The organism is Bradyrhizobium sp. WYCCWR 13022, assembly GCF_030435535.1.
Classification (GTDB): domain Bacteria; phylum Pseudomonadota; class Alphaproteobacteria; order Rhizobiales; family Xanthobacteraceae; genus Bradyrhizobium.
In genome coordinates this window covers 54,895-80,359 of record NZ_JAUIZJ010000003.1, presented here as the reverse complement: position 1 = coordinate 80,359, position 25,465 = coordinate 54,895, and the positions used below count along the sequence as shown (strand labels likewise).

The window sequence follows — 25,465 nt, the reverse complement described above, 5'->3', positions numbered from 1 at the left end:
GATGGATGACTCTCGCAAGACGCCGTTCGATCCCTCAATCGCAGTCTCGCCGAACAATCCCTGCCCCTTCCTGCGCGGCCTCGTCGGCGAAGGCTTCGTCGACGGCGGGACCGTTCCGCTCCGGACGCTGTCGCAGACCATCGCGAATGCAAGCGGCGAGACCGGGCTGAAGAAGATTTCGGCCCGCATCCAGGTTCGTGGCGTCGCGCTAATCGCCAACGGCGCCTGCCATATCCTGCAAAGCATCTTCTGGGGCGCACAGCTCAACGGCTTGCGCGGCGGCCCGCTCGACAAGCTCGGGGCCGGCTCGCGCATCCTCGGCGTCGACGGCAAGGTCGACGAGGACGAGATCGCGCGGCTCGCTGGTTTCGGCGGCACCTGTGCCGATCCGGATGGCGGCACCGAGGTCGGGCTCAACGCCTCGCAGATCCAGACCTTCATGAACGACAATCTCAAGCGCGCCGGCAATCAATCGCGCTGGTACTACCCGCTCCTGATGAAATTCGAATGGCCGGTGCTGCTCAAGATCATGGGCAAGGGTCAGGGTGATGATCGCTATCTCAGCGTGGCCGAGGTGAGGACATTGTTCAACGAGCGCAAATTCCCCGACCGGATCACCCAGCGGATGGTCAGCCAGCCGGTGACCCCACCTTCGCTGATCCTGCGCGCGGCCGGCGGGCTTGTCGCGGCGCTGCTCGTCTTCGGTATCGTGGCGCTGCGCTTTCCCGATCAGTTCCAGCCGATGCTGCCCGGCATCCTCGGCGACCTCGTCGCGCCGCCACTACCCAAGCTGGTCGAACCCCGTGCTGCGTACTGGCTGGAGCAGAACTGGGCGCTGGAAGACCGGCACTGGTTTCATCACGCCAGCCAGGGCACCGCGACCTTCCCGGTACCCTATAGCTGGTTCATGGCACTGGAGCAGCCACGGCTGCATTTCTTCGCCAAGCCCGGGATGCTGCATGACAGTGACCATCTGCAGCGCTTCGGCTTCATCCCGAGCCCGCAGACGATCAACACGGACGAGGCCACGCTGCGCCGCTTTGGCTATGCCAACGTCTATGACAAGACGAAGCCGGCGCCGGCGCGGCTTTGGGATCCGCCGGTCAACTGGGGAGCGCAAGCTGAAAACGTCGGCGGCCTGCCCGTCGGTTTCGCGCGCATGACCGGCGTGCCCGATCCTGCGACCGGCAAGGTCGGCGAGGACCGGATCGGCCTCACCTGCGCCGCCTGTCACACCGGCCAGATCCACTACAAGGGCATCGACATCCGCTTCGACGGCGGCCCGGCGATGACTGACCTTCGAAAGCTCGAGGTCACGACGGGGCTGTCGATCGCCTATACGCTCTACGTGCCGGGTCGCTTCAAGCGCTTCGCCGACCGTGTGCTCGGGCCGTCCGCCGGCGATGCGGATCGCGATGCGCTGAAGCAGAAGCTGAGTGCGATCGGCACGTTCCTGAAAGACTGGGAAACGACCTACGACAAGACCATCGCGGGCAAGACACGATACAATGAGAAGACCAAGCGTGACGAGCAGCAGACGGACACCGAGGAGGGCTATGGCCGCCTCGACGCGCTCAACCGCATCGGCAACCAGGTCTTCTCACAGGACATGACGCTCAGCGGCCTCAGCGGCTTCGAGAAGAATCTGCATGCCAAGGACGCGCCAGTCAGCTTCCCGCCGATCTGGACCGTGCCCTGGCTCAAATACGCGCAATACGACGCCTCGATCGAGCAACCGCTGATCCGCAACGCCGGCGAGGCACTGGGCGTCACCGCCCTGCTCAACCTGTCGGACAGTACACCCAAGGATGCGCTGTTCCGCTCGTCGATGGACATCAAGAATCTGAACTGGATCGAGGATCTGCTGAAAGGATCGGCGCCCTATCCGAAAAAGCAGCTCTCGGGACTGACATCGCCGAAATGGCCGTCGGACATCATCGGCGATGTCGCGTGGAAGATCGATGGCGAGCGGGTCAAACGCGGCCGCAAGCTTTATTCGGAGATCTGCGTCGAATGCCATCTCGGTCCGGTCAACGATCCCGTGTTCGACGCCGAATTTCCTGACAAGAGCATCTGGTCCTCGGACCGCTGGCAGACCATCGGCGACGACAAATTCCTGAACGAGGTGCAGAAAAGCGCCAGAGGCATGGGGACCGATCCCGCCCAGGCCAGTGTGCTGGCGACGCGCACCGTTCAAGTGCCGGGCTTTCTCAAGCTCGATCCCTCGCAGAAACTCAATGCCTGGTGGAACTGCAAACTGCCCGACGTGTCCTCGACCGACATGCCGTACTCGCTCGGCCTGATGGTGCTCGTCGACATCGTCAGCCGCAAGGCGATGGACGATGCCAAGATCAAGCCGGAGGAGCAGCAGGCCTGGTGGGGCAAGCGCCCGAACTGCCCGAATCCCGGACCGCAGCCGCCCGACGAGCCGGAGCGAGGCCCTTGGTATCGCGCGCGCCCGCTCAACGGAGTCTGGGCCACCGCGCCGTACCTGCACAACGGATCGGTGCCGTCGCTCTACTGGATGCTGAGCCCCGCGGCCGAACGCCCCAAATCGTTCTGCATGGGCGGTGACCGCGACTACGATCCGAAGCAGGTCGGCTTTGCGGTCTCCGACGGCGAGAGTTGCAAGACGGGGCAATCGCGCTTCTCGACGCGAGCGTCTGACGGCACCGAACTCTACGGCAACAGCAATCTCGGCCATTCGTTCGAGGGCAAGGGGCCGCACAAGGACGGTGTCGTCGGCCGCGAACTCAAAGAACAAGAGCGCTACGATCTGATCGAGTATTTGAAGACGTTGTAGCTCCTCGTCGTCATGGCCGGGCCAGACACTTGTCCCGGCCATCCACGTTCTTGTCGCACCGAGCCACAGTCCGTGGATGCCCGGAACACGCCCGGCATGGCGGAGTCGTGGAACGATCGGTGGCGCAGGATGCGTCCGAGTCTTCTCACCCGAACAACGGCGTGCCCGGCACGAACGCGTCGAACGCGGCCCAGAACTGGGAGCGGTAGCGGTCCTGCTCCTGGAGGATCTCGTGCTTGGAGCCGGCGATCACCAGGTGAGAGCCCGCGCGCAGATGGTAGGCGAACTCCTCGATCGCGGCCGTCGACACCACGGTGTCGTTGGAGGCCGCCAGCATCAGGATCGGCTGGCGGATCTCGGAGGGGTAGTGCATGCCCTTGAAGGTCTGCATGGCGCGGAAGGCGGTATCGGCCCAGGCCACCGTTGGTGAGGCAAGGCCCAGCGTCGGGTCCTCCTCCAGAATCGCGACATTGCGCGCATAGCGCACGGGGTCGCTGGTCAGCGGATTGTTGATGAAGGGCGACAGCCCGGTGAGTTGATCGCTGCCGCCGGGAACATAAGCACCGCCCCGCCCCAGCATCCGCATCGTCTTCAACAGCGCCCGCACCGGGAACGAGGTGGAGCGACCGGGCAGGTCGATCATCGGCGCCGAGAGCACCATACGGTCGAACCAGCGCTTGCCCGCATGCGCGAGGCGCAACAGCACCGCACCGCCCATCGAGTGAGCCAGCGCGAAGTACGGCGGCGGACAATCCGGCAGCACCACCTGCTGCACGAAAGCTTCGACGTCGATCTCGTAGTCGGAAAAGCTGCGCACATAGCCCTTGCGCGGATCGCGCAGGCGGCGCGCGGAATGGCCCTGCCCGCGCCAGTCGATCATCGCCACCGCAAAGCCGCGGTCGCGCAAATCGCGCACGGTCTCGAAATATTTCTCGATCTGCTCGCTGCGCCCGGTGAAGACGCAGACCGTGCCCTTGCGGTTCGCCGGCGGCGCCCAGCGCGCGAAGCGCAGCTCGACGCCATCAGGCGTCTTGATGGTGCCGCTGACGACGTCTTCGGGAACGGGGTTGGACGGAATCGAGACCAGCGTCATGATCGGGAGTGCTTGGGCGCCACGTGCTGTAATCAGTGCCGCAAATCAGGGGCGGGAGCGCCGAAAAGGCGCTGTTGCCGCCCTCTTGAACGCCGTCTGGACCCACCCATATCATCTCAGTGCAGGCCGCTACCAGTGTTTCGGAACCGGAACATCAGGCTGCACACAGACTAAAGCCCGGCCCGATTGGCGGGCGGGTTGCCAAAACAGTCGCTCAATGGAGGACTTGACCATGCGTTCCTACGATCTCACCCCGTTCTATCGTTCCACCGTCGGCTTCGACCGCCTCTTCAACCTGCTCGACCAGGCAGGCTCTGACGGCAGCCCCGGTTATCCCCCCTACAACATCGAGCGCACCGGCGAGAATGCCTACCGCATCACCGTTGCGGTGTCGGGCTTTGCCAAGGATGAGCTCTCAATCGTCGCGAAGGAAAACACGCTGACGATCAAGGGCGAGAAAGTCGCCAACGAGAACTCGAAAGCCGAAGTGCTCTATCGCGGCATCGCTGCCCGCGCCTTCGAGCGCGCCTTCCAGCTTGCCGACTTCGTGCAGGTGAAGGACGCTTCGCTCGAGAACGGCCTGCTCCACGTCGACCTCGTGCGCGAGATTCCCGAAGCCAAGAAGCCGCGCCAGATCGCGATCAACACCGGCGCTGCGAAGGCGCAGGTGATCGAGAATTCGGTCGCCGCTTAAGCGCGTCCACAGCCATCAAGTTGCGAAAACGCCCCGGTGCCCCCGGGGCGTTTTTTTCGTTTTCGTTTTGCACCGCATCACAGAGCGGTGAGGCGCGTAACGCCTCAGCCTCACGCTCCGTCCTTTGGACATCGCACCAAAACAAGACGGAGAACGATCATGACTTTCTGGCGCAGCCTTTTCGTTGCCGCGAGCCTGCTGGTGGCCCCTGTCAGCCTTGCCCATGCGCAGGCCCCGCAGACATTGAAGGCCAAGAATGTCGTGCTGGTGCACGGTGCCTGGGCCGATGGCTCGAGTTGGTCGGAGGTGATCCCGATCCTCCAGGCTGCCGGCCTGAACGTCACTGCCGTGCAGAATCCGCTCGGCTCGCTCGCCGAGTCGGTCGAGGCGACCAAGCGCGTGCTGGCCGAGCAGGATGGTCCGACCGTGCTGGTCGCGCATTCCTGGGGCGGCACCGTGATCAGCCAGATCGGCACTGATCCGAAGGTCACCGGTCTCGTCTACATCGCAGCGCGCGCCCCCGATGCCAACGAGGATTTCGTCGCGCTGTCGAAGCAGTTTCCCACGGGACCGGCGCGCGCCGGCATCGTCGAGCGCGACGGCTTCACCAAGCTTTCCAAGGACGCCTTCCTGAAATATTTCGCCAACGGCGTCGCACCTGATCGCGCCAAGGAGCTCTACGCCGTGCAATGGCCGACCGCCGCCTCGATCTTCGCGGGCCGCACCACGGAGGCCGCCTGGCACACGAAGCCGAGCTGGTACGCGGTGTCGAAGAACGACGGCACCATCAATCCCGATCTCGAACGCTTCCTCGCCAAGCGCATGAACGCGACCACGATCGAGCTCGACGCCGGCCACCTCTCCCTGGTGTCGCATCCGAAGGAGGTCGCGAATTTGATCCTGGAGGCCGCGGGATATCCGCGCAGCTGAGGCTAAGCGACAGTGAGGCAAATGCGCCCGAGGTCTTCGGGCGCTTTTTGTTTGCGCTGGCCTAATCCAACCCCTGCGCCGGCGGCATCTCCTGCGTCGGCAAAATGGTGGGAGCCGGCTTGGCCTGGCCGACGGTCGGAGCTGCGGCCTGCGGCGCGGCCTCGGCCGGCTTTGCCTGCACAGCGGCGGTCTGCTGCTCGGGCTGGGTCTGCGGTGTCGGTTGCTCGGCAGCCTTCGGATCCGCGAGCGGCCTCTCGGCCCGCCGCGGAGCGGCCTTGGGCAGGGGGACGGTGCGGCTGGCGACATGCGGGATCGACGCCGGCGGGCGCGGCGGGCCGCCGCGAACCATGGTCGGCGGCGGCAGCGCGCTTTGCGGCCGGTAAGGCGTAACCGACGGCTCCTCATAGGCGGGGGCCATGCCGTAGGCGTCCGCGGCCGGCATGAAGCGGATGATCCGGCCGTCTCGGGCGTCGATCACGAGGCGGCCGTCGTCGCCGCGGCGATCGATCACAGCGATGGTGTAGACGGCGCCGCGCAGGCGCGGGATGCCGAGCGGCGAGAAGCCGTTGTCGCGCAGCACGGCATAGACCTCGGTGGCCGGCAGCAGCGCCGGCGCCGGGCCGCGCTCCTCATATCCGTAGCCATAGCCGTAATGCGGCGGCGGTGGCGGCGCGGCCTCCGGGGGCATGTAAGGTCCGTCGAAATCCGACACCGCGAGATAGGCCCCGCCCGAGACGCCGCTCGCTGGAACCTGCGCCTCGGCAGCGCCTGCCACCAGCGCCAGCGCGGCGGCGGCCATACATCCTGTGAAAAACTTCATGGTCGACACGCTCCTGTCAGGCCCCGAATGACCAGCGCTCTTTCGCTTCTTGCGGCGTGACGCGCCTTTCGAAGGGGGCATCCGAAGCTTCATCCGGGATTTCGGCGTCGCTTGGGCCGGATCGGGGCGCGTTTGCTTCAAAACCGGGGCCGCGCAACTTTCGGAAAGCGTTTGATTGACTTATCGGGAATCGGGACTTCCGCACGCTTGTGTGGTAGACAAAAATTTGGCAAGGTGATGGTTAGGACAGGAAGACTGTCTCAATTTTGCTTGCGGTTCCGGCATAGGGATTGCAACGAAAATCGGTGCTTCCGAGCACCATAAGGCAAGCAGGCAAAGCCGTTCTCGGGGACGAAGAACGCCTTGGCCTGAATTTAAGAAAATGCGGCTCGCAGCGGACGAGCGGTGACCCAGAGGCGGGTGCCGCGGAACGCCCAAGGTGCGCCGAAGATGGCGGTGAGGCAGCTTGCCGCATGGAGAGGATTGGAACAATGAACGGGTCGCAATTCGAGCGCGGAAACATCGTGGCAGAAGAGCTGTCGGCGACGGTCGCCTCGAAAACGACCGATCCGATTCAGGAACACAATTCGCGCCCGCCGGCCGAAGGTCTCTACGATCCGAGCCTGGAGAAGGATTCCTGCGGCGTCGGCTTCATCGCCAACATCAAGGGCAAGAAGTCCCACGAGATCGTCTCGGACGCGCTGAGCATCCTCTGCAACCTCGAGCACCGCGGCGCGGTCGGCGCCGACCCGCGCGCCGGTGACGGCGCCGGCATTCTGGTGCAGATTCCGCATGCCTTCTTCAGCCGCAAGGCCAAGGAGAACAAGTTCGAGCTGCCGGCGCCCGGCGAATACGCCATCGGCGCGCTGTTCATGCCGCGCGACACCGCTTGGCGCAACGTCATCAAGAGCATCATCGCCGACCAGATCAAGGCGGAAGGCCTGACCCTGCTCGGCTGGCGCGACGTGCCGACCGACAATTCCTCACTCGGCGTCACCGTGAAGCCGACCGAGCCCGCCTGCATGCAGGTGTTCATCGGCCGCAACGGCGTCGCCAAGACCGAGGACGAGTTCGAGCGCCGGCTCTACATCCTGCGCAAGTCGATCTCGCAGGCGATCTACCAGCGCCGCGACCGCGGCCTTGCGGGCTATTACCCCTGCTCGATGTCCTGCCGCACCGTGATCTACAAGGGCATGTTCCTCGCCGACCAGCTCGGCAAGTACTATCCCGATTTGCACGAGAAGGATTTCGAGAGCGCGCTCGCGCTCGTTCACCAGCGCTTCTCGACCAACACCTTTCCGGCGTGGTCGCTGGCGCATCCCTATCGCATGATCGCGCATAACGGCGAGATCAACACGCTGCGCGGCAACACCAACTGGATGGCGGCACGTCAGGCGTCGGTGAGCTCGGAGCTCTACGGCAAGGACATCAACCGGCTCTGGCCCATCTCGTATGAAGGCCAGTCGGACACAGCCTGCTTCGACAACGCGCTCGAGTTCCTGGTGCAGGGCGGCTACTCGCTGCCGCACGCCGTCATGATGATGATCCCGGAGGCGTGGGCCGGCAATCCGCTGATGGATGAGAAGCGCCGCGCCTTCTATGAATATCACGCCGCGCTGATGGAGCCGTGGGACGGCCCCGCCGCGATCGCCTTCACCGACGGCCGCCAGATCGGCGCGACGCTCGACCGCAACGGTTTGCGGCCGGCGCGCTATCTCGTGACCAAGGACGACCGCATCGTGATGGCGTCCGAAATGGGCGTGCTCACGATCCCCGAGGACCAGATCATCACCAAGTGGCGCTTGCAGCCCGGCAAGATGCTGCTGGTCGACCTCGAGCAGGGCCGCCTGATCCCCGACGACGAGATCAAGGCCGAACTCGCCAGGAGCCATCCCTACAAGGAGTGGCTGGAGCGGACCCAGATCGTGCTGGAAGACCTGCCGAAGGTGCCGACGACGGGCGTGCGCTCCAACCTGTCGCTGCTCGATCGCCAGCAGGCGTTCGGCTACAGCCAGGAAGACATCGCGATCCTGATGACGCCGATGGCGGCCACCGGCGAGGAAGCCGCGGGCTCGATGGGCAACGACACGCCGATCTCGGCGCTGTCGGACAAGGCCAAGCCGCTGTTCACCTACTTCAAGCAGAACTTCGCGCAGGTCACCAATCCGCCGATCGATCCGATCCGCGAGGAGCTGGTGATGAGCCTCGTCTCCATCATCGGACCGCGGCCGAACCTGTTCGACCTGCAGGGCCTCGCCACCACCAAGCGCCTGGAGGCTCGCCAGCCGATCCTGACCGACGCCGATCTCGAAAAGATCCGCTCGATCTCCGATGTCGCCGAATCGCACTTCAAGTCACGCACGCTGGACACCACCTTCCACGCCGGTCTCGGCGCGGCGGGCATGGACCAGGTGCTGGACGAGCTCTGCGCGCGCGCCGAGAGCGCGGTGCGCGAGGGCGTCAACATCATCATCCTGTCCGACCGCATGGTCGGCACCGACCGGGTTCCGATCCCGTCGCTGCTGGCCTGCGCCTCCGTGCATCATCATTTGATCCGCACCGGCCTGCGCACCTCGGTCGGCCTCGTCGTCGAGTCCGGCGAGCCGCGCGAAGTACATCACTTCGCGTGCCTTGCGGGCTACGGCGCAGAAGCGATCAATCCGTACCTGGCGTTCGAAACCATCGTCGCGATGAAGGACCGCCTGCCCGGCTCGCTCGACGACTACGAGATCGTCAAGCGCTACATCAAGTCGATCGGCAAGGGCCTGCTCAAGGTGATGTCCAAGATGGGCATCTCGACCTACCAGTCCTATTGCGGCGCGCAGATCTTCGACGCGGTCGGCCTCAAGGCTGACTTCGTCGCCAAGTTCTTCGCCGGCACGCATACCCGCGTCGAGGGCGTCGGTCTTGCCGAGATCGCGGAAGAGGCCGTGCGCCGTCACGCCGACGCGTTCGGCGAGGCGCTGGTCTACAAGACCGCACTCGACGTCGGCGGCGAATACGCCTACCGCAGCCGCGGCGAGGACCATGCCTGGACCGCCGAGTCGGTCGGCCTGCTCCAGCACGCCGCCCGTGGCAATTCGCTGGAACGCTATCGCGCCTTCGCCAAGATCCTCAACGAGCAGTCGGAGCGGCTGCTGACGCTGCGCGGCCTGTTCCGGATCAAGAACGCGGAGGAAGAGAAGCGCAAGCCGATTCCGCTCGAGCAGGTCGAGCCGGCCAAGGACATCGTCAAGCGTTTCGCCACCGGCGCGATGAGCTTCGGCTCGATCTCGCGCGAGGCGCACACGACATTGGCGATCGCCATGAACCGGATCGGCGGCAAGTCGAACACCGGTGAAGGCGGCGAGGAAGCCGACCGCTTCAAGCCGATGCCGAATGGCGATTCCATGCGTTCGGCGATCAAGCAGGTCGCCTCGGGCCGCTTCGGCGTCACCACGGAGTATCTCGTCAACTCCGACATGATGCAGATCAAGATGGCGCAGGGTGCCAAGCCCGGCGAAGGCGGCCAGCTGCCCGGCCACAAGGTCGACGCGACCATCGCCAAGGTGCGTCACTCGACGCCGGGCGTCGGCCTGATCTCGCCGCCGCCGCACCACGACATCTACTCGATCGAGGACCTGGCGCAGCTCATCTACGACCTCAAGAACGTCAACCCGACCGGTGACGTTTCGGTCAAGCTCGTCTCTGAGATCGGCGTCGGCACGGTGGCCGCGGGCGTCGCCAAGGCGCGTGCCGACCATGTCACCATCGCGGGCTTCGAGGGCGGCACCGGCGCTTCGCCGCTGACCTCGATCAAGCACGCCGGCTCGCCGTGGGAGATCGGCCTCGCCGAAACCCACCAGACGCTGGTGCGCGAGCGGCTGCGCAGCCGCATCGTGGTCCAGGTCGACGGCGGCTTCCGCACCGGCCGTGACGTCGTGATCGGCGCGCTGCTCGGTGCCGACGAGTTCGGCTTTGCCACCGCCCCCTTGATTGCGGCCGGCTGCATCATGATGCGCAAGTGCCATCTCAACACCTGCCCGGTCGGCGTCGCGACGCAGGACCCCGTCCTGCGCAAGCGCTTCACCGGCCAGCCCGAGCACGTGATCAACTACTTCTTCTTCGTCGCCGAGGAAGTCCGCGAGATCATGGCCTCGCTCGGCTTCCGCACCTTCAACGAGATGGTGGGCCAGGTTCAGCTGCTCGACCAGAGCAGGCTGGTAGCGCACTGGAAGGCCAAGGGCCTCGACTTCTCGAAGCTGTTCGTCAAGCAGAAGGAGGAGAAGGGCCAGAAGATCTATCACTCCGAGCGCCAGAACCATCATCTGGAGGCGGTGCTCGACCGCTCGCTGATCGAGAAGGCCACGCCTGCGCTCGACCGCGGTGCGCCGGTGAAGATCGAGGCTGCGATCAACAGCACCAACCGCTCCGCGGGTGCGATGCTGTCGGGCGCGGTCGCCAAGATCTACGGCCACGCCGGCCTGCCGCATGACACCATCCATGTCAGCCTCAAGGGTACGGCCGGCCAGGCGTTCGGCGCGTGGCTCGCCCACGGCGTCACCTTCGAACTCGAAGGTGAAGGCAACGACTATGTCGGCAAGGGCCTCTCGGGCGGCAAGATCATCGTCAAGCCGCCGGCCAACAGCGCCATCGTGCCGGAAGAGAGCATCATCATCGGCAACACCGTGATGTACGGTGCGATCGAGGGCGAGTGCTACTTCCGCGGCGTCGCCGGCGAGCGTTTTGCCGTGCGCAACTCGGGCGCGGTCGCCGTCGTCGAAGGCGCCGGCGATCATTGCTGCGAATACATGACCGGCGGCATCGTGGTCGTGCTCGGCAAGACCGGGCGCAACTTCGCGGCCGGCATGTCAGGCGGCATCGCCTATGTGCTCGATGAGACCGGCGACTTCGACAAGCTGTGCAACATGGCGATGGTCGAGCTCGAGCCGGTACTGTCGGAAGAGCTGATCAACGCCGGCACCTATCACCACTCCGGTGACCTCGAGGCGCACGGCCGGGTCGACGTGTTCAAGAACCTGCTCGACTCCGACGTCGAGCGGCTGCACGTGCTGATCTCGCGCCACGCCAAGGCGACCGGCTCCAAGCGCGCCGCCGACATCCTTGCCAATTGGAAGGACTGGCTGCCCAAATTCCGCAAGGTGATGCCGGTCGAGTACCGGCGTGCGCTGCGCGAAATGGTCGCCAACGCGGACGCCGAGCCGAAAATCGCGATCGGAGCGTAATTCTCACAACGCGTCATTCCGGGCGCGCGAAGCGCGAACCCGGAATCTCGCAAAGATAACCTCCAGGTTCCGGGTCTGCGCGCGGTGCGCGCATCCCGGAACGACGGAAAAGAAACCTAAGCGGCAGGGACTTCGGGTTTAATGGGCAAGATCACGGGTTTTCTCGAAATCGAACGGCACGACCGCAAGTACACCCCGGTTGCCGAGCGCGTGAAGCATTACAACGAGTTCGTCGTTCCCTTGACCGAGAAGGAAACGCGCGACCAGGCCGCGCGCTGCATGAACTGCGGCATTCCCTATTGCCACGGCACCGGCTCGGTCGCGCCTGGCACGCCCGGGTGCCCGGTCAACAACCAGATTCCTGATTTCAACGACCTCGTCTATCAGGGCAATTGGGAAGAAGCCTCGCGCAACCTGCACTCGACCAACAACTTCCCTGAGTTCACCGGCCGCATCTGCCCGGCGCCGTGCGAGGCGTCCTGCACGCTCAACATCGACGACAACCCCGTCACCATCAAGACGATCGAATGCGCGATCGTCGACCGCGCCTGGGACAATGGCTGGCTGAAGCCCGAGATCGCCGCCGTGAAGACCGGCAAGAAAGTGGCCGTGATCGGCTCGGGTCCGGCCGGCATGGCCTGCGCGCAGCAGCTCGCGCGCGCCGGTCACGACGTGCATCTGTTCGAGAAGTACGCCAAGGCCGGCGGGCTCCTTCGCTACGGCATCCCCGACTTCAAGATGGAGAAGGGCGTCATCGACCGCCGCGTCAAGCAGATGGAAGGCGAAGGCGTCACCTTCCACTACAACAGCCATGTCGGCACCGACGGCAACGTCGATCCGCGCGAGATGCTCAACCAGTACGACGCGATCGCACTGACCGGCGGCGCGGAAGCCCCGCGCGACCTGCCGATCCCCGGCCGCGAGTTCGACGGCATCCATTATGCGATGGACTTCCTGCCGCAGCAGAACCGCCGCGTCTCCAGCGAGCCGCTCGGCGGCGTCACCGATATCCTCGCCGGCGGCAAGCATGTCGTCGTCATCGGCGGCGGCGACACCGGCTCCGACTGCATCGGCACCTCGCTGCGCCAGGGTGCGCTCAGCGTGACCCAACTCGAGATCATGCCCGCCCCGCCCGAGCGCGAGAACAAGGGCCTGACCTGGCCGAACTGGCCGCTGAAGATGCGCACTTCCTCCAGCCAGGCCGAAGGCGCGGTCCGCGAATTCGCCGTGCTGACCCAGAAGTTTTCGGGCGAGAACGGCAAGATCAAGAAGCTGCACTGCGTGCACGTCGACGACAAGTTCAAGCCGATCGAAGGCACCGAGTTCGAGCTCGACGCCGAGCTTGTCCTGCTCGCGATGGGCTTCGTCCATCCCGTGCACGAGGGCCTCTTGAAGCAGCTCGCGGTCGACCTCGACCCGCGCGGCAACGTCAAGGCCAACACGCTGGACTACCAGACCTCGCGCCCGAACGTGTTCTCGGCCGGCGACATGCGCCGCGGCCAGTCGCTGGTGGTCTGGGCCATCCGCGAAGGCCGGCTCTGTGCAAGGTCGATCGACACGTTCCTGATGGGGAAGACGGATCTGCCGCGGTAGGTCCGCGGCTAGCCGGTCATTCCGGGGCGCGCCACCTGGCGCGAACCCGGAATCCATCGGGCCTCAGGGTTCGTGGATGAATGGATTCCGGGCTCGCGCTTCGCGCGCCCCGGAATGACGAGCAGAGAGAGCCGCGCCCTCGCGCCTCATCTCGCTCCAGGCGCTTGCCGAGAGGCGTCAATTCTGCAACCTCACCCCCAGCATCACCACCGTGCCCTGCGAGCTCGAGCCCGGCTGGTTCGAATCCAGGATGTCGTGGCGCAGCGTGCCCTTCAGCCAGACATTGCGGTTGAGCTTGTAGATCAGGTTGCCTTCGAGCGAGTAGGTCTTGTCGTTGCGATTCTGGCCCTGGTAGTCGTAGGTGCCATAGGTGAACTTGCCGATCGCGGTGAGCCAGCGGCGGAAGTCGTGGTCGACTTCGGCGGCATAGGTGTGCACGAGCACGCCGGAGGAGCCGGGGATCGTGGTCTCGGCGATCTGCGTGTCGGTATTGAATTTCACCGTGGTGAGGCCGCTGGCGTTCCAGATCAGCGAGCCCGAGGTGAGGAAGCCCGAGAGCTGGCTGAGGCGCGGATCGACATAGTTGCGCGCGGAATAGCCGACCGAGACTTCACCGGTGAGGATGCGGGTGAACTCGAAGGACGAGCCAACCTTGGCGTAGCCGCCCGATGAATCACGCAAATAACCGTTGCGGTCGGCGGCCTGGTCGTGGACGCGGTTGTCGCCCTGGATCTCGACGAACGGCTTCAGGCCCGGCTTCAGCTCGTAGGAGAAGCGCCCGACGCCGCCATATTGGTTGAAGTCGCGATCGTCGTTGCTGAAGGTCGAGCCGTCGGTGAGCTTTGAATCCGTGTAGGCGGTGCGATCGACAGTGGCGCCGGCGGCAACCTGGAAACGATTGAAGGTCTGGTCGAAGCCGAAGGTGCCGCCATAGGTGGCGTAGACGGGATATTTCTGCAGGCCGGCCTGCACGTTCGGGCTGCCGGGGTTGTCGGTGGCGAGCCGCAGGCGCAACTGCGAGGTCAGCTTGAGGTCGCGATCGACGTCGAAACGACCATCGACATGGCCGGTGAAGTCGGGGCGGTTGATCTCGACCGGCGATGGCGAGGCGAGCCCGTCGATCGTCGCCGGCATGTTGTTGGTGTAGCCGGAGAACGAGCCCCGCAAGTCGGCGACCAGCGCGTGGCGCTCCCAGTCGGACATCACGACCAGGTCCGGCGCGACGACATAGGCCGGCGAGCCGACCGGCTTTTGCAGGCGCGCCGGATTGGTATCGTAGCCGGTGGAGAGCTCGAGCCCGCCCTTGATCAGGAAGCTGCCGGCGTAATCGCCGACCGCGCCGAACGCATCGTCGTCGGCCTTGAGGCGGCGGCGCTGCGGCTGGCCGGGCACGGTGCCCGCCATCGCCGGCGACAGCGGCGACTTGTGCGCGGTCTCCGACGGCGGCGGCGCAATGCGCGGCGCGCCGAGAGCGGACAGCGTTGGTGTCGCCGAAGGCACCGGCGAGCCGGGGCCGGCGGGCTTCTTCGGCTTCGGCTGGCCCGGATAGAGCTTCGGCTGCTGGCGCTTGCGATTGAGCGAGTCGTAGCCCGAGCTGCTCGCGCCGTTGGCTGCGGGCAAGCCATAGGTCGGGATCTGGCCGACGCGCGTCGTCGCGGGCGCGTCGCTCTTCTTGCGCGGATCGTCGTTGGGATCCGGCGGCTGCGGGATCGCATCCGAGGGTGCCTGCGGCACACCGGCCGTGCGGCGCATCGGCAGCGTGTCGGGCGAGACGAAGCCGCCGCGGCTGGGATTGAACAGGTCGGGCGTGAGGCTCTGGGCGGCCACTGGTGCACTTTCCAGCGCGGTCAGCAGCAGGCATGGCAAAGCGGCGCGGACGAGATGCGCGCAACTGCTCCGGCCCCTACCTGGAGGCGACCCCACGATGGAATAACTCCAACGAAATCAAATACTTCACCGATGGTCCTCCGCAACCTCGCGGAAACCATCGTTAATGGAGTTAAAACAATTATGGTTAATGACCCGTTGAGGGCCTTGGGGCCCGCGTCGCCTCTCGCCGCGGAGCGTGCTAAGCAGGCCGGCAACGGGCCAACGCCCCCTCCTCCCTGGACCAGAACATGCCGAGCTCGAAACCGCTGATGACCCAATCATCCGGCTCCACCCCCGCCAGCGTCGAATCCGCGCTCCGAACGCTGGAGACGGAAAGCGGCGGCATCAACGCGCTCGCCGCGGCTCTGCGCGGTCCGCTGGGCGAGGCGTTTGCCAAAGCAGTGGATTTGATCCGCAACGCCAAGGGCCGCGTCATCGTCACCGGCCTCGGCAAGTCCGGCCACATGGCGCGCAAGATCGCGGCGACTCTGGCCTCGACAGGCACGCCGGCCTTCTTCGTTCACACCGCTGAAGCCGCCCATGGCGACCTCGGCATGATCACGGCTGACGACGTCATCATGGCGCTGTCCTGGTCCGGCGAGCAGCCGGAGATGAAGACGCTGGTGAACTATTCGGCGCGCTTCGCGATCCCGATGATCGCGGTGACGTCGAACGCGGTGTCCTCGCTCGGCCAGGCCGCCGACATCGTGATCGAGCTGCCCAAGGCCCGCGAGGCGTGCCCGCACAATCTGGCGCCGACCACCTCGACCATGATGCAGGTCGCCATCGGCGACGCCATCGCGATCGCGCTGCTCGAAGGCCGCGGCTTCACCGCTCTGGAATTCGCGCACTTCCATCCGGGCGGCAAGCTCGGCGCGATGCTGAAATTCGTCCGCGACTACATGCGTACCGGCGCGGAGATTCCGGTGAAGCCTGAAGGCACCAAGATGTCGGACGCCGTGGTCGAAATGTCGGCGAAGGGTTTGGGGTGCGTCTGCATCGTCAATGAGGCGAACGAGGCCGTCGGCATCATCACCGACGGCGATCTGCGCCGCCACATGCGGCCTGACCTGCTGACGGCGTCGGTCGACGAGATCATGACCAGGCAGCCGAAGACGGTGCCGCCCTCGATGCTCGCGACCGAGATGATCGAGGTGCTGAACACCCGCAAGATCACGACGCTGGTCGTGACCGAGGCGGACAAGGTGGTGGGCATCGTGCATCTGCACGATCTGCTGCGCGCGGGCGTGGCGTAAGTCTCTCCCCGTCGTTGGCAATGATGGCGGTTAGGCCTGTGCCGGAAACCGCATCGCCTTCTCCTCCAGCGGAAGGTTCAACCCGTTCGCCAGATACGACACTGTGCGGTAGAAGCCGCACAGCAGCATGATCTCCAGAATCTGCGCCTCGTCGTAATGCGCCGACAGCGCGGCAAACTCGGCGTCCGTGAACGTCGCGCGGGCGTGAAGCGCGTCCACCGCCGCGATCAGTATCTGTTCGGCCGGCGACCAGCAGGGAGACGTCGCATCACCATCGACAGTCGCGCGCACTTCATCATCGGTGAGCTTTGCCGGGCCGGCGAAAACCGCGACATGGACACCCCATTCATATTCGCAACCGTTCAGCGCGCAGGTCCGGTCGATCACGATCTCGCGCTGGCGCAACGACAGTGGTCCCGCATCAAGCAGACCGCCGGCGCGAAACTTGTCCCACGCGCGGCTGCGACCGGCCATCACCCGGAACAGCACCAGCGGCGGCGCGCCGCGCATGATGCGGTCGAACTGCGCCTGGATTTCCGGGGGATAAGGCGGCGCGAGCGGGGCGATGCGCGGCGTCGGGGATGACATGGGCGTCCTCACTGCTACAATTAATGTAACAAGACGCTACATTAATTGTAGCAATGCGCAAGAGGGGTGCGATGGCGAAACAGGCAGCATCAAAGAAAGTCCGCGGCTCGCGCACCGGTCGGCCGATCATGGCGCTGCTCGACTTGCTCGGCCAGCGCTGGAGCCTGCGCATCCTGTGGGAATTGCGCGAGGAGCCGCTCACCTCCCGCGCGCTGCGCACAGCCTGCGACGAGGCTTCGCCGACGGTGCTGCAGGCGCGACTGACGGAGCTGCGTGAGGCGGGGTTTGTGGAGCTCGGCAAAGGTGGCGGTTATGGGCTGACGCCGCTTGGACGGGAGCTGTGCGAGACATTCATGCCGCTGCACCGGTTTGCCGAGAGGTGGAAGAAGTAGAGATCATCCGTCGCCGCGTGGCGTTCGAGGACAGATACCCCTTGTTTCTACCAAGGGGGAGGGGAACACAGAAGTTAAGCCGCGGCCACCGTCAGATTGGCGCCATCCACCTGCACCACCCTCACTCGCGTCCCCGCCGGCGTATCCGGGCCCGCGACGCGCCAGACCGTATCGCCGATGCGGACGGTGCCGTTGCCGTCGATGATCGGCTTCTCCAGCGTGAACTCGCGGCCAAGCAGCGCCTCGGTGCGCTTGTTGAGGAAGGGGCTGGCGCTGGTATCCGGCTTCGGCCGGGCCAGCCGGCGCCACACCGGTACGGCGGCGGCGGCGAACACCGCGAACATCACGAGCTGGATCTGCCAGGAGATGACGGCGGCGAACGAGATCAGGCCAACCAGCAGTGCTGCAAGCCCGAGCCAGAACAGGAACACGCCCGGCGCGATCACCTCCATCGCCATCAGGATGAAGCCGAAGATCAGCCAGTTCCAGTTGCCGAGCGATACGAACATGTCGGTCATGACACGACCTCCAGATATTGAGCGCGTGACCTCATCGGAAAGCCATGCGCCGTTCCTTACCCCTGCCGCGGCGGGACCGCCGGCGGTGTGCTGCCGGTCGGCGGCACCGAGCCGGTGCGGCGCGCGGCGGCGGCCGCGGAGGCCGCACTTTCGCCGAACGTCGCCTTCGCGATCTCGCCGATGCCGGCGAGCGAGCCGAGCATGCTGGTCGCTTCCATCGGCAGCATGATGATCTTCTGGTTCGGCGCCTCCGCGAACTGGCCGAACGCCTTGATGTATTTGTCGGCGATGAAGTAGTTCAGCGCGGCGACGTCGCCCTTGCCGATCGCCTCCGACACCGCAAGTGTCGCCTTGGCTTCGGCTTCGGCCAGACGCTCGCGCGCCTCGGCGTCGCGGAAGGCGGCTTCGCGGCGGCCCTCGGCCTGGAGGATCTGGCCCTGCTTGGCGCCTTCGGCGCGCAGGATTTCGGACTGGCGCTGGCCTTCGGCAGCCAGAATGTCGGCGCGCTTGACGCGCTCGGCCTTCATCTGCCGGCCCATCGCCTCGACGAGGTCGGCCGGCGGCACGATGTCCTTGATCTCGATGCGGTTGACCTTGACACCCCAGGGCGAGACCGCGGCGTCGACGACGCGCAGCAGGCGCTCGTTGATCTCGTCGCGATGCGAGAGCACCTGGTCGAGATCCATCGAGCCCATCACCGAACGGATGTTGGTCATGGTCAGCACGGTGATCGCCTGCGTCAGATTGGCGACCTCGTAGCTCGCCTTCGCGGCATCGAACACCTGGAAGAAGGCGACGCCGTCCACCGTCACGGTGGCGTTGTCCTTGGTGATGACCTCCTGCTCGGGAATGTCGATCACCTGCTCCATCATGTTGATCTTGCGTCCGACGCGATCGAAATAGGGCACGATCAGATTGAGCCCGGGGCTCAGGGTCTGTGTGTATTTGCCGAACCGTTCGATGGTCCAGTCGTAGCCCTGCGGCACCGTCTTCACGCCGGCAATCAGCGTGATGATGACGAGCAACACCAGAACAATCGCGAAAATATCGAAGCCGCTCATATGTCCTCCAAGGCGAGAAAAGACCCTTCCCGCGCTGTCATTGGTCGGGACCAGGACCCTACCGGTTCAGCGGTCGCTTTTCACGTCGGCATCCACGCCATTCTGCACAAGACGGACGGAGAGGGAACGGTCACGATTAAGTATTTGCGAAAGGCCCTTGAAAGCGCGAAGGCGCAGACCTACCGGCAAAAGTCAAGAAATGCCGTCCTATTCGATGACCTCGTTCGCGATTGCGAGCAGTCCGGGGGGAAGCGTGACACCGATCGCCTTGGCCGTCGTCAGGTTGATCGCGAGCTCGAGCTTGATCGGGTTCTGGACCGGGAGGTCCGCCGGCAGAGCGCCCTTGAGGATGCGATCGACGTAGCTGGCGGCACGGCGGAGCTGCTCGGCGCTGTCGGTGCTGTAGGACATCAGCCCGCCTTCATCGACGAAGGCACGGCTCCAGAACACCGACGGCAGGTGCGATTCGACGATCGCCGCCAGCAGATGCGCGCGATTGGCCATGGTGAAGAAGTCGGGCAGGACCAGGAAACCGCCATCCTTGTGCGAAGCCAACGCAGCGAGGGAGGCGACATCATGCACCGGGGCGGGCTCGACCGTCACATGCAGCGTCCGTGCCGCGTCCTCGAGCGTGCGCAGCATCAGCGGCGCAAACGGCGCGGTGGCGGGATTATAGACGACGAAAACGCGGGACACTCTTGGCGTGACCTGCGTAAGCATCTCCAGCCATTTTCCGGCGAGCGGGCCGTCGTAGTCGGTGAAGCCGGTGATGTTGCCGCCGGGATGAGCCAGGTTCTGGACAAAACCCTGGCTGACGGGATCGGTGACCACGGCAAACACGATCGGGATCGTCGTGGTGCGCTGGCGCAGCTCCTCCACCGAGGGGGTGCCGAGCGCGAGCAGGACGTCGGGCTTGAGGGCGATCAAATCGTCGGCAAGCTGCCCGAGGCGTACCCGATCGCCGGCGCCACTCCGCCAATCGACCCTGAGATTGTCCTGCTCCTTCCAGCCGAGAGCTGTGAGCGCCTCGGCGAGGCGGGTCTGGCCGATCACGTCATCGGCTGATGTGACCGAGAGCACCCCGAGCCGGCGCTGAGCAGCCGGCTGCTGTGCCGGACTTGAGGCCGGCCATGCCGTGATCATCCCAAGAAGCGCCAGGCAGTCGCGGCGATTCATGGTGCGCTCCTCAGATCCAGCCTTGCAGCTCGCGCAGCACCAGCGTCCGGATCACGTCCATGCCGGGATCGCTGTCGTTGAGGCAGGGGATCGCGGAGAAATGCTCGCCACCATTGTGCTTGAAGATCTCGGCATTCTCCTGCGCGATCTCCTCCAGCGTCTCCAGACAGTCGGCGGAGAAACCCGGCGTGATCACGGCGATGCGGCGCACACCGTCCTTGGCGAGGCGTTCCATGGTCTTGTCGGTGTAGGGCTGCAGCCACTCGTCGTTGCCGAAGCGCGACTGGAAGGTCAGCAGCAGCTTCGTGTCATCCATGCCAAGCCGGCGGCGCAGCGCTTCCGTCGTGGCGACGCAGTGGCTCTGATAGGGATCGCCCTTGTCGACATAGGACTTCGGCATGCCGTGAAAGGAGGCCACGATCAACTCGGGCTTGAACGGCAGCGCGGCCAGATGCGTCTCGATCGAGACGGCTAGCGCCTCGATATAGGCTTCGTCCTCGTAATAAGGCGGCGTCACCCGCAGCGTCGGCTGGTTGCGCAGGCTGGCGAGCACGCGGAACACCTCGTCGCAGACGGTCGCCGAGGTCGAGGCGGAATATTGCGGGTAGAGCGGCACGACGAGGATGCGCTCGCAGCCCTTCGCGATCAGTGCGTCGATCCCTGATTTGATCGAGGGATTACCGTAGCGCATCGCCCAGTCCACAGCGACATGCGCGCTGTCAGACAGCGCGGCGGCAAGCTTGTCGCTCTGCGAGCGCGTGATGGTCTTCAGCGGCGACTCGTTCTTCTCGACGTTCCAGATCTTCTGGTAGTCGAGCGCCTTGGTGCGGGGACGGCTGCGCAGGATGATGCCATTCAGAACCAGCTGCCAGATCAGGCCCTGGTCCTCGATCACGCGGGCGTCCGACAGGAACTCCTTCAGATAGACCCGTACCCCCGGGGCGTCGGCTGTATCGGGCGTGCCGAGATTGACCAGCAGCACACCAACGCGCGGCTGGCTGGGCTGACGGAGCGGCTTCGCTGAAACGATGGGGGCCAGGGTCGTCATGATCAGTTGCGTCGCGCGTTGCTCCGAACTTGTCAAGATGAGCCCGGTTTCGCTAGGGTCGCCCCCAAGCGGGGGAGGGAAGATGACACTCGCGGAATGGTGCGTTCTCGGAGCACTGCTGCTCTATCTCGTAACGATCGCTTCGATCAAATGGATCAGATTTCGCGGCTTCGACAATTCCCGGCCGCGCGATCCGGCCTTCTATGAGGACGCCATTTCGCAGCGCGCGCTCGGCGCGCACCAGAACGGCATCGAGACCTTTCCGTTCTTCGCCTTTGCCGTGCTGCTCGCCGAATTCAGGGACTCGCCGCAGCGCCTGATCGACGAGCTCGCGGTGTTGTTCCTGATCGTGCGGGTCGCTTATGTGCTGACCTATCTCGGCAACCGCCCGACCCTGCGCTCCATCCTCTGGAGCATCGGCTTTGCGCTCAATCTGACGATCTTCTTCATGCCGATGCTGAAGCGGCTGTTGCCGGTGTGAGCGTGAGGCCGTAGCCCGCCGATCAGAAGCACGTCGTCCGCTCGGCCGCGATGTAGCCGAACAACAAGCCCACGCCGAACAACAGCACGAGGGCGGCGGCACCGAACTCGATGCCGCGCATGAACAGCGCGCCGCCGCCGTCGCGGGCGCCGCCGAGACGGCCGGCGATGTCCTTGGCGGAGACAGCGACCACCGCGATGGTCGCAACCGTGATCGCGGTGCCCAGCCCCATCAGAAAGGTCGCGGCAATGCCGGCCCAGAACAGGCCCTGGGCCAGCGCGAACACCAGCACCAGGATCGCGCCCGAGCAGGGGCGGATGCCGACGGTCAGGATCGCGGCAAAGCCGCGCCGCCAGCCGCCGGGGCCGGCGAGCTCGCTCGGCGTCGGGCCATGGGAATGGCCGCAATGCTCGTCATGGACGTGGTCGTGGGCGTGGTGGTGATGGGCGTGCGCGTGGCCGTGATCGTGATCGTGATGATCATGCGCGTCATGATGATGGTGGCCATGGTCATGAGGCACGCCCGCCATGGCCGGCACCGGCTGCGTCGCCTGGAGCGCGCGGATGAAGGTGCGCCCCTTGACCCAGACGAGGCGCAGGCCGAACAGCGCGATCAGGGCGTAGCTCGCGATCTCGATCGCGCCTTCCGCCTTGCACATGGTCCTGGCCGTGGCGTTCAGGATCCAGGCCGAGATGCCGACGATCAGGATCGCCACCAGCGACTGCATCAGCGCCGAGGCAAACGACAATGCGATGCCGCGCCGCGCGGTCTCGCGGTTGGCGACGAGATAGGATGCGATCACCGCCTTGCCGTGGCCGGGACCGGCGGCGTGGAAGATGCCATAGGCAAATGAGATGAAGAGCAGCGTCCACACCGCCGAGCCGTCGGACTTGGCGGCACGGATGGTCGACGACATCTGCCGATAGAACTCAGACTGCTTTGCCAGCAGCCAGCCGATCAGACCCCTGACCTCCGGCTCGGCCGCCGGCGCCGGTTTCGGCGCGCCGAACGGATTTTGCGCGAGGACATCATGCAGCGCGGCATCGGCCAGGCTCACGACGAGGAGAACAGCGGCGCAGGCAAGGAGCCGGCGCCCAAGCGGGGAAAGTTGCGGCTTCAAGGGCAATCCACCGTGATCTTGTTGGCGAACATCATGCCGAAATTCGAATTCTCGCCGTTCAGGAAGGTCTGCTCGTTGAGCTTCTGCGCGGTCGCGGACCCGTCGCTGGGCCGATCGAGCTTCATCTGGCAGCCGGCAGGGGCGCCGACCAGCTTGACCGGATTGTCCTTGGCCATCTGGAAGTCGATGAAGTAGGAGCGGTCGAACACTTCGAGCACCAATTGCCTGGGCTTGACCGGATTCTTCAGCGGCAGCGTGAAGTGCAGGGTCAGCACCGAATCCTTGTAGTCGAGGAAGTAGTCGACCGGCTCCTGGAATCGCTCCTTCTTCCCGTCGGCTCGCGCAAAGGTGAAAAAGGCGTATTCCTTGAGCGACTCGACATTGGTCTGCGCCAGCGGCGCCAGTTCCTCGCGGGTGTAAGCGCCCTTCTTCTTGGCCTCGAGCCCCTGCACCGCATAGGCCGAAAACATGTCGTCGAAGGTCCAGGCGTGGCGCACACCGGTGATGCTGCCATCCCCGGCGTAGAGCAGCTCGCTGGTCGCTGTGATCCAGACGTGCGGATGCGCGCTCGCCCCGCCTGATGCGAGCATCATGGCGGCGGCGAACAGCCATCCCAGCAGGGCGCGCATGCCGGTCAGGCCGCCTTGGCGCCGTCGAGCAGGCCGCGGCGGCGGAGCAGCGCGTCGGGCTCGGGCGGGCGGCCGCGGAAGGCCTCGTAGGCCGCTTCCGGATCGACCGATCCGCCGCTCGAATAGATGTCGTCGTGCAGGCGTTTTGCCACGGCCGGATCGAAGATGTTGCCGGCCTCCTCGAAGGCGCCGAAGGCGTCCGCATCCATCACCTCCGACCACATGTAGCTGTAATAGCCGGCCGCATAGTGGTCGCCGGAGAAGATGTGGCCGAACTGGGTCGGCCGGTGCCGCATCGAGATTTCCTCGGGCATGCCGATCTTCTCGAGCTCCTTCTTTTCGAAGGCGCGGACATCCTGCGCGGCTGCCGCCGGCTGGGAGTGGAATTCGAGATCGACCAGGGCCGAGGAGACGAACTCGACGGTGGCAAAACCCTGGTTGAACTTGCGCGCCGCGAGGAAGCGCTTGAGCAGATCGTCCGGCAGCGGCTCGCCGGTCTGGTAGTGGCGGGCGAACTGCTGCAGCACCTCGGGCCGCTCCTGCCAGTGCTCGTAGAGCTGCGAGGGCAGCTCGACGAAATCGGTGAACACGGAGGTGCCCGACAGCGACGGATAGGTCACGTTGGACAGCATGCCGTGCAGGCCGTGGCCGAACTCGTGGAACAGGGTGCGGGCATCGTCGGGCGACAGCAGCGAGGGTTCGCTTCCGGTGCCCTTGGCGAAATTGCAGACGTTGATGATGAGCGGGGCGATCTCGCCGTCGAGCTTCTGCTGGTCGCGCAGCGAGGTCATCCAGGCGCCTGAGCGCTTTGACGGCCGGGCATAGTAGTCACCGTAGAACAGCGCCTTGTGCTTGCCGTCGGGACCCCTGACCTCCCAGACCCGGACGTCGGGATGCCAGACCGGCACATCCTTGAGCTCGGCGAAGGTGATGCCGAACAGGCGGGTGGCGCAATCGAAGGCGGCGGCGATCATGTGATCGAGCGTCAGATAGGGCTTGATCGCCGCGTCGTCGAAATTGGCGCGCTGGAGGCGGAGTTTCTCGGCATAGAAGCGCCAGTCCCAGGGCGCGAGCTTGAAATTGCCGCCCTCCTCCGTGATCAGCGCCTGCATCTCGTCGCGGTCGGCAAGCGCACGCGCCCGGGCCGGCTTCCAGACGCGCTCCAGGAGGCCGCGCACCGCGTCCGGCGTCTTGGCCATGGAATCCTCCAGCCGGTAGGCCGCGAAGGTCGGGTAGCCCAGGAGCTTGGCGCTCTCCTCGCGCAGCTTCAGGATCTCGCCGATGGCGGTGTTGTTGTCGTTGGCATTGCCGTTGTCGCCGCGCGCGGTGAAGGCCTTGTAGACCTTCTCGCGCAGATCGCGCCGCGACGAGCTCTTCAGGAACGGCTCGGCCGAGGAGCGCGACAGCGTCACGATGGCCTTGCCTGCCATGCCGCGATCTTCAGCCGCAGCCTTGGCGGCCGCGATGAAGCTCTCCGGCAGGCCCTGGCGGTCGGCCTCTCCCAGCTCCATGAACCAGTCCTGCTCGTCGCCGAGCAGATGGTGGCTGAAGCCGGTCGCGAGCTGGGCCAGCTTCTCGTTGATCTCGGCCATCCGCGTCTTGGCGTCGTCGGAGAGGCCCGCGCCGGCGCGGTGGAAGCGGGTGTAGGTGCGCTCCAAGAGGCGGAGCTGCTCCGGGTTGAGGCCAAGATTGGCGCGGGTCTCGTGCAGCTGGGCGATGCGGCCAAACAGCACAGCGTTCATCATGATCGGATTCCAGTGCCGCGCCATCCGCAAGGAGACCTCCTTGTCGATGTCGAGGATGGCCGGGTTGGAATGCGCCGAGACAAGATCGTAGAAGACCGCCGCAACCTTGTTCAGCAGCTTGCCGGAGCGCTCCAGCGCCGTGATGGTATTGGCGAAGTCGGGCGCAGCCGGATCATTGGTGATCGCGGCAATCTCGGCGGAATGGTCGGCGAAGGCCTGCTCGAAGGCGGGCAGGAAGTGCTCCGGCACGATCTCGTCGAAGGGCGGGGTCGCAAACGGCGTCACCCAGGCCTTCAGCAGCGGATTGGTCTCGGAGTCCGTAGTTTGGCGGGCGTCTGACATCGCAAGTCTCGTTTTTTGAGGCAATTTATTGGGGCCAGCTATAGCACGCGATGGGGCTTTTTTGGGCCATTTGGCCTTGCTC

Annotated in this window: 19 protein-coding genes; 8 read left to right on the top strand and 11 right to left on the bottom strand. The window is 65.2% G+C overall.

Translation table 11 applies throughout. From position 1 onward, the window contains the following. Nucleotide 1 precedes the first annotated feature (1 nt). Nucleotides 2-2,803, top strand: coding sequence for a di-heme-cytochrome C peroxidase (locus tag QY049_RS09135; RefSeq protein WP_301269278.1), 2,802 nt, complete (start codon nucleotides 2-4; stop codon nucleotides 2,801-2,803). A gap of 145 nt (nucleotides 2,804-2,948) precedes the next feature. Here QY049_RS09135 and QY049_RS09130 read toward each other — a convergent pair whose 3' ends face one another. Beyond that, nucleotides 2,949-3,896, bottom strand: a complete 948-nt coding sequence (locus QY049_RS09130) for an alpha/beta fold hydrolase (protein ID WP_194477973.1) — start codon at nucleotides 3,894-3,896, stop codon at nucleotides 2,949-2,951. Nucleotides 3,897-4,128: 232 nt separating this feature from the next. Between QY049_RS09130 and QY049_RS09125 the strand changes: the two genes are divergently transcribed. Together QY049_RS09125 and QY049_RS09120 are read left to right on the top strand one after the other, a co-directional pair. Continuing rightward, the gene (locus QY049_RS09125) at nucleotides 4,129-4,590 is read left to right on the top strand and encodes an Hsp20 family protein (RefSeq protein WP_258763911.1); all 462 of its coding nucleotides are present in this window, start codon (nucleotides 4,129-4,131) and stop codon (nucleotides 4,588-4,590) included. A gap of 159 nt (nucleotides 4,591-4,749) precedes the next feature. After that, on the top strand, nucleotides 4,750-5,520 hold the full coding sequence (locus QY049_RS09120) for an alpha/beta fold hydrolase (RefSeq protein WP_258763912.1): 771 nt from the start codon (nucleotides 4,750-4,752) through the stop codon (nucleotides 5,518-5,520). A 61-nt stretch (nucleotides 5,521-5,581) separates the two neighbouring features. Here the strand turns inward: QY049_RS09120 and QY049_RS09115 are convergent, their stop codons facing one another. Then, a complete protein-coding gene (locus tag QY049_RS09115) occupies nucleotides 5,582-6,340 on the bottom strand; it encodes a hypothetical protein (protein WP_258763913.1) in 759 nt (252 codons plus the stop codon). A 491-nt stretch (nucleotides 6,341-6,831) separates the two neighbouring features. Between QY049_RS09115 and gltB the strand changes: the two genes are divergently transcribed. Further along, nucleotides 6,832-11,565, top strand: coding sequence for a glutamate synthase large subunit (gltB, locus tag QY049_RS09110; RefSeq protein WP_258763914.1), 4,734 nt, complete (start codon nucleotides 6,832-6,834; stop codon nucleotides 11,563-11,565). A 141-nt stretch (nucleotides 11,566-11,706) separates the two neighbouring features. Then, nucleotides 11,707-13,158: a glutamate synthase subunit beta gene (locus tag QY049_RS09105; RefSeq protein ID WP_258763915.1), complete on the top strand. Its 1,452-nt coding sequence runs from the start codon at nucleotides 11,707-11,709 to the stop codon at nucleotides 13,156-13,158. A gap of 177 nt (nucleotides 13,159-13,335) precedes the next feature. Here QY049_RS09105 and QY049_RS09100 read toward each other — a convergent pair whose 3' ends face one another. Continuing rightward, nucleotides 13,336-15,081 (bottom strand): outer membrane beta-barrel protein, encoded by a 1,746-nt coding sequence (locus tag QY049_RS09100; protein WP_258763916.1) that lies wholly within the window; start codon nucleotides 15,079-15,081, stop codon nucleotides 13,336-13,338. Nucleotides 15,082-15,275: 194 nt separating this feature from the next. Here QY049_RS09100 and QY049_RS09095 point away from each other — a divergent pair, with 194 nt between their 5' ends. Further along, nucleotides 15,276-16,283 (top strand): SIS domain-containing protein, encoded by a 1,008-nt coding sequence (locus tag QY049_RS09095; protein WP_258763917.1) that lies wholly within the window; start codon nucleotides 15,276-15,278, stop codon nucleotides 16,281-16,283. A 30-nt stretch (nucleotides 16,284-16,313) separates the two neighbouring features. Here the strand turns inward: QY049_RS09095 and QY049_RS09090 are convergent, their stop codons facing one another. Next, complete coding sequence (locus QY049_RS09090; RefSeq protein ID WP_258763918.1) at nucleotides 16,314-16,871, bottom strand: carboxymuconolactone decarboxylase family protein; 558 nt, start codon at nucleotides 16,869-16,871, stop codon at nucleotides 16,314-16,316. A 71-nt stretch (nucleotides 16,872-16,942) separates the two neighbouring features. Between QY049_RS09090 and QY049_RS09085 the strand changes: the two genes are divergently transcribed. Then, a complete protein-coding gene (locus QY049_RS09085) occupies nucleotides 16,943-17,263 on the top strand; it encodes a helix-turn-helix domain-containing protein (protein ID WP_258763919.1) in 321 nt (106 codons plus the stop codon). 74 nt (nucleotides 17,264-17,337) lie between these two features. On the opposite strand, the gene QY049_RS09080 is transcribed toward QY049_RS09085, so the two are convergent. The 4 genes from QY049_RS09080 to hemH all read right to left on the bottom strand — a co-directional run bounded on the left by QY049_RS09080 (nucleotide 17,338) and on the right by hemH (nucleotide 21,066). Next, nucleotides 17,338-17,781 (bottom strand): NfeD family protein, encoded by a 444-nt coding sequence (locus tag QY049_RS09080; protein ID WP_194477983.1) that lies wholly within the window; start codon nucleotides 17,779-17,781, stop codon nucleotides 17,338-17,340. Between the two features lie 56 nt (nucleotides 17,782-17,837). Further along, nucleotides 17,838-18,842, bottom strand: a complete 1,005-nt coding sequence (locus QY049_RS09075; protein ID WP_194477984.1) for an SPFH domain-containing protein — start codon at nucleotides 18,840-18,842, stop codon at nucleotides 17,838-17,840. Nucleotides 18,843-19,049: 207 nt separating this feature from the next. Next, nucleotides 19,050-20,018 (bottom strand): ABC transporter substrate-binding protein, encoded by a 969-nt coding sequence (locus tag QY049_RS09070; protein ID WP_258763920.1) that lies wholly within the window; start codon nucleotides 20,016-20,018, stop codon nucleotides 19,050-19,052. Nucleotides 20,019-20,028: 10 nt separating this feature from the next. After that, nucleotides 20,029-21,066, bottom strand: coding sequence for a ferrochelatase (gene hemH / locus QY049_RS09065; RefSeq protein ID WP_258763921.1), 1,038 nt, complete (start codon nucleotides 21,064-21,066; stop codon nucleotides 20,029-20,031). A gap of 82 nt (nucleotides 21,067-21,148) precedes the next feature. Here hemH and QY049_RS09060 point away from each other — a divergent pair, with 82 nt between their 5' ends. Continuing rightward, nucleotides 21,149-21,547, top strand: coding sequence for an MAPEG family protein (locus tag QY049_RS09060; protein WP_194477987.1), 399 nt, complete (start codon nucleotides 21,149-21,151; stop codon nucleotides 21,545-21,547). A 22-nt stretch (nucleotides 21,548-21,569) separates the two neighbouring features. Here the strand turns inward: QY049_RS09060 and QY049_RS09055 are convergent, their stop codons facing one another. Genes QY049_RS09055 through QY049_RS09045 form a run of 3 tightly spaced genes read right to left on the bottom strand, consistent with a single transcriptional unit; the run spans nucleotide 21,570 to nucleotide 25,383 of the window. Beyond that, nucleotides 21,570-22,667 carry a nickel/cobalt transporter gene (locus QY049_RS09055; protein WP_301269277.1) on the bottom strand — a complete coding sequence of 366 codons (1,098 nt, stop codon included), beginning with the start codon at nucleotides 22,665-22,667 and terminating at the stop codon, nucleotides 21,570-21,572. Continuing rightward, the gene (locus tag QY049_RS09050) at nucleotides 22,664-23,296 is read right to left on the bottom strand and encodes a DUF1007 family protein (protein WP_258763923.1); all 633 of its coding nucleotides are present in this window, start codon (nucleotides 23,294-23,296) and stop codon (nucleotides 22,664-22,666) included. Before QY049_RS09050 ends, QY049_RS09055 begins: the two co-directional genes overlap by 4 nt. A 5-nt stretch (nucleotides 23,297-23,301) precedes the next feature. After that, nucleotides 23,302-25,383 carry a M3 family metallopeptidase gene (locus QY049_RS09045; protein WP_301269276.1) on the bottom strand — a complete coding sequence of 694 codons (2,082 nt, stop codon included), beginning with the start codon at nucleotides 25,381-25,383 and terminating at the stop codon, nucleotides 23,302-23,304. Between the last annotated feature and the right edge of the window lie 82 nt (nucleotides 25,384-25,465).

Excerpts from the sequence above, each read along its gene's own strand:
- QY049_RS09095 (WP_258763917.1), top strand. The coding sequence starts at position 15,276 with ATGCCGAGCTCGAAACCGCTGATGACCCAATCATCCGGCTCCACCCCC.
- gltB (WP_258763914.1), top strand. The coding sequence starts at position 6,832 with ATGAACGGGTCGCAATTCGAGCGCGGAAACATCGTGGCAGAAGAGCTG.
- QY049_RS09105 (WP_258763915.1), top strand. The coding sequence starts at position 11,707 with ATGGGCAAGATCACGGGTTTTCTCGAAATCGAACGGCACGACCGCAAG.
- QY049_RS09085 (WP_258763919.1), top strand. The coding sequence starts at position 16,943 with ATGGCGAAACAGGCAGCATCAAAGAAAGTCCGCGGCTCGCGCACCGGT.
- QY049_RS09135 (WP_301269278.1), top strand. The coding sequence starts at position 2 with ATGGATGACTCTCGCAAGACGCCGTTCGATCCCTCAATCGCAGTCTCG.
- QY049_RS09120 (WP_258763912.1), top strand. The coding sequence starts at position 4,750 with ATGACTTTCTGGCGCAGCCTTTTCGTTGCCGCGAGCCTGCTGGTGGCC.
- QY049_RS09045 (WP_301269276.1), bottom strand. The coding sequence starts at position 25,383 with ATGTCAGACGCCCGCCAAACTACGGACTCCGAGACCAATCCGCTGCTG.
- QY049_RS09125 (WP_258763911.1), top strand. The coding sequence starts at position 4,129 with ATGCGTTCCTACGATCTCACCCCGTTCTATCGTTCCACCGTCGGCTTC.
- QY049_RS09050 (WP_258763923.1), bottom strand. The coding sequence starts at position 23,296 with ATGCGCGCCCTGCTGGGATGGCTGTTCGCCGCCGCCATGATGCTCGCA.
- QY049_RS09130 (WP_194477973.1), bottom strand. The coding sequence starts at position 3,896 with ATGACGCTGGTCTCGATTCCGTCCAACCCCGTTCCCGAAGACGTCGTC.
- QY049_RS09060 (WP_194477987.1), top strand. The coding sequence starts at position 21,149 with ATGACACTCGCGGAATGGTGCGTTCTCGGAGCACTGCTGCTCTATCTC.
- QY049_RS09115 (WP_258763913.1), bottom strand. The coding sequence starts at position 6,340 with ATGAAGTTTTTCACAGGATGTATGGCCGCCGCCGCGCTGGCGCTGGTG.
- QY049_RS09070 (WP_258763920.1), bottom strand. The coding sequence starts at position 20,018 with ATGAATCGCCGCGACTGCCTGGCGCTTCTTGGGATGATCACGGCATGG.
- QY049_RS09080 (WP_194477983.1), bottom strand. The coding sequence starts at position 17,781 with ATGACCGACATGTTCGTATCGCTCGGCAACTGGAACTGGCTGATCTTC.
- QY049_RS09090 (WP_258763918.1), bottom strand. The coding sequence starts at position 16,871 with ATGTCATCCCCGACGCCGCGCATCGCCCCGCTCGCGCCGCCTTATCCC.
- hemH (WP_258763921.1), bottom strand. The coding sequence starts at position 21,066 with ATGACGACCCTGGCCCCCATCGTTTCAGCGAAGCCGCTCCGTCAGCCC.
- QY049_RS09075 (WP_194477984.1), bottom strand. The coding sequence starts at position 18,842 with ATGAGCGGCTTCGATATTTTCGCGATTGTTCTGGTGTTGCTCGTCATC.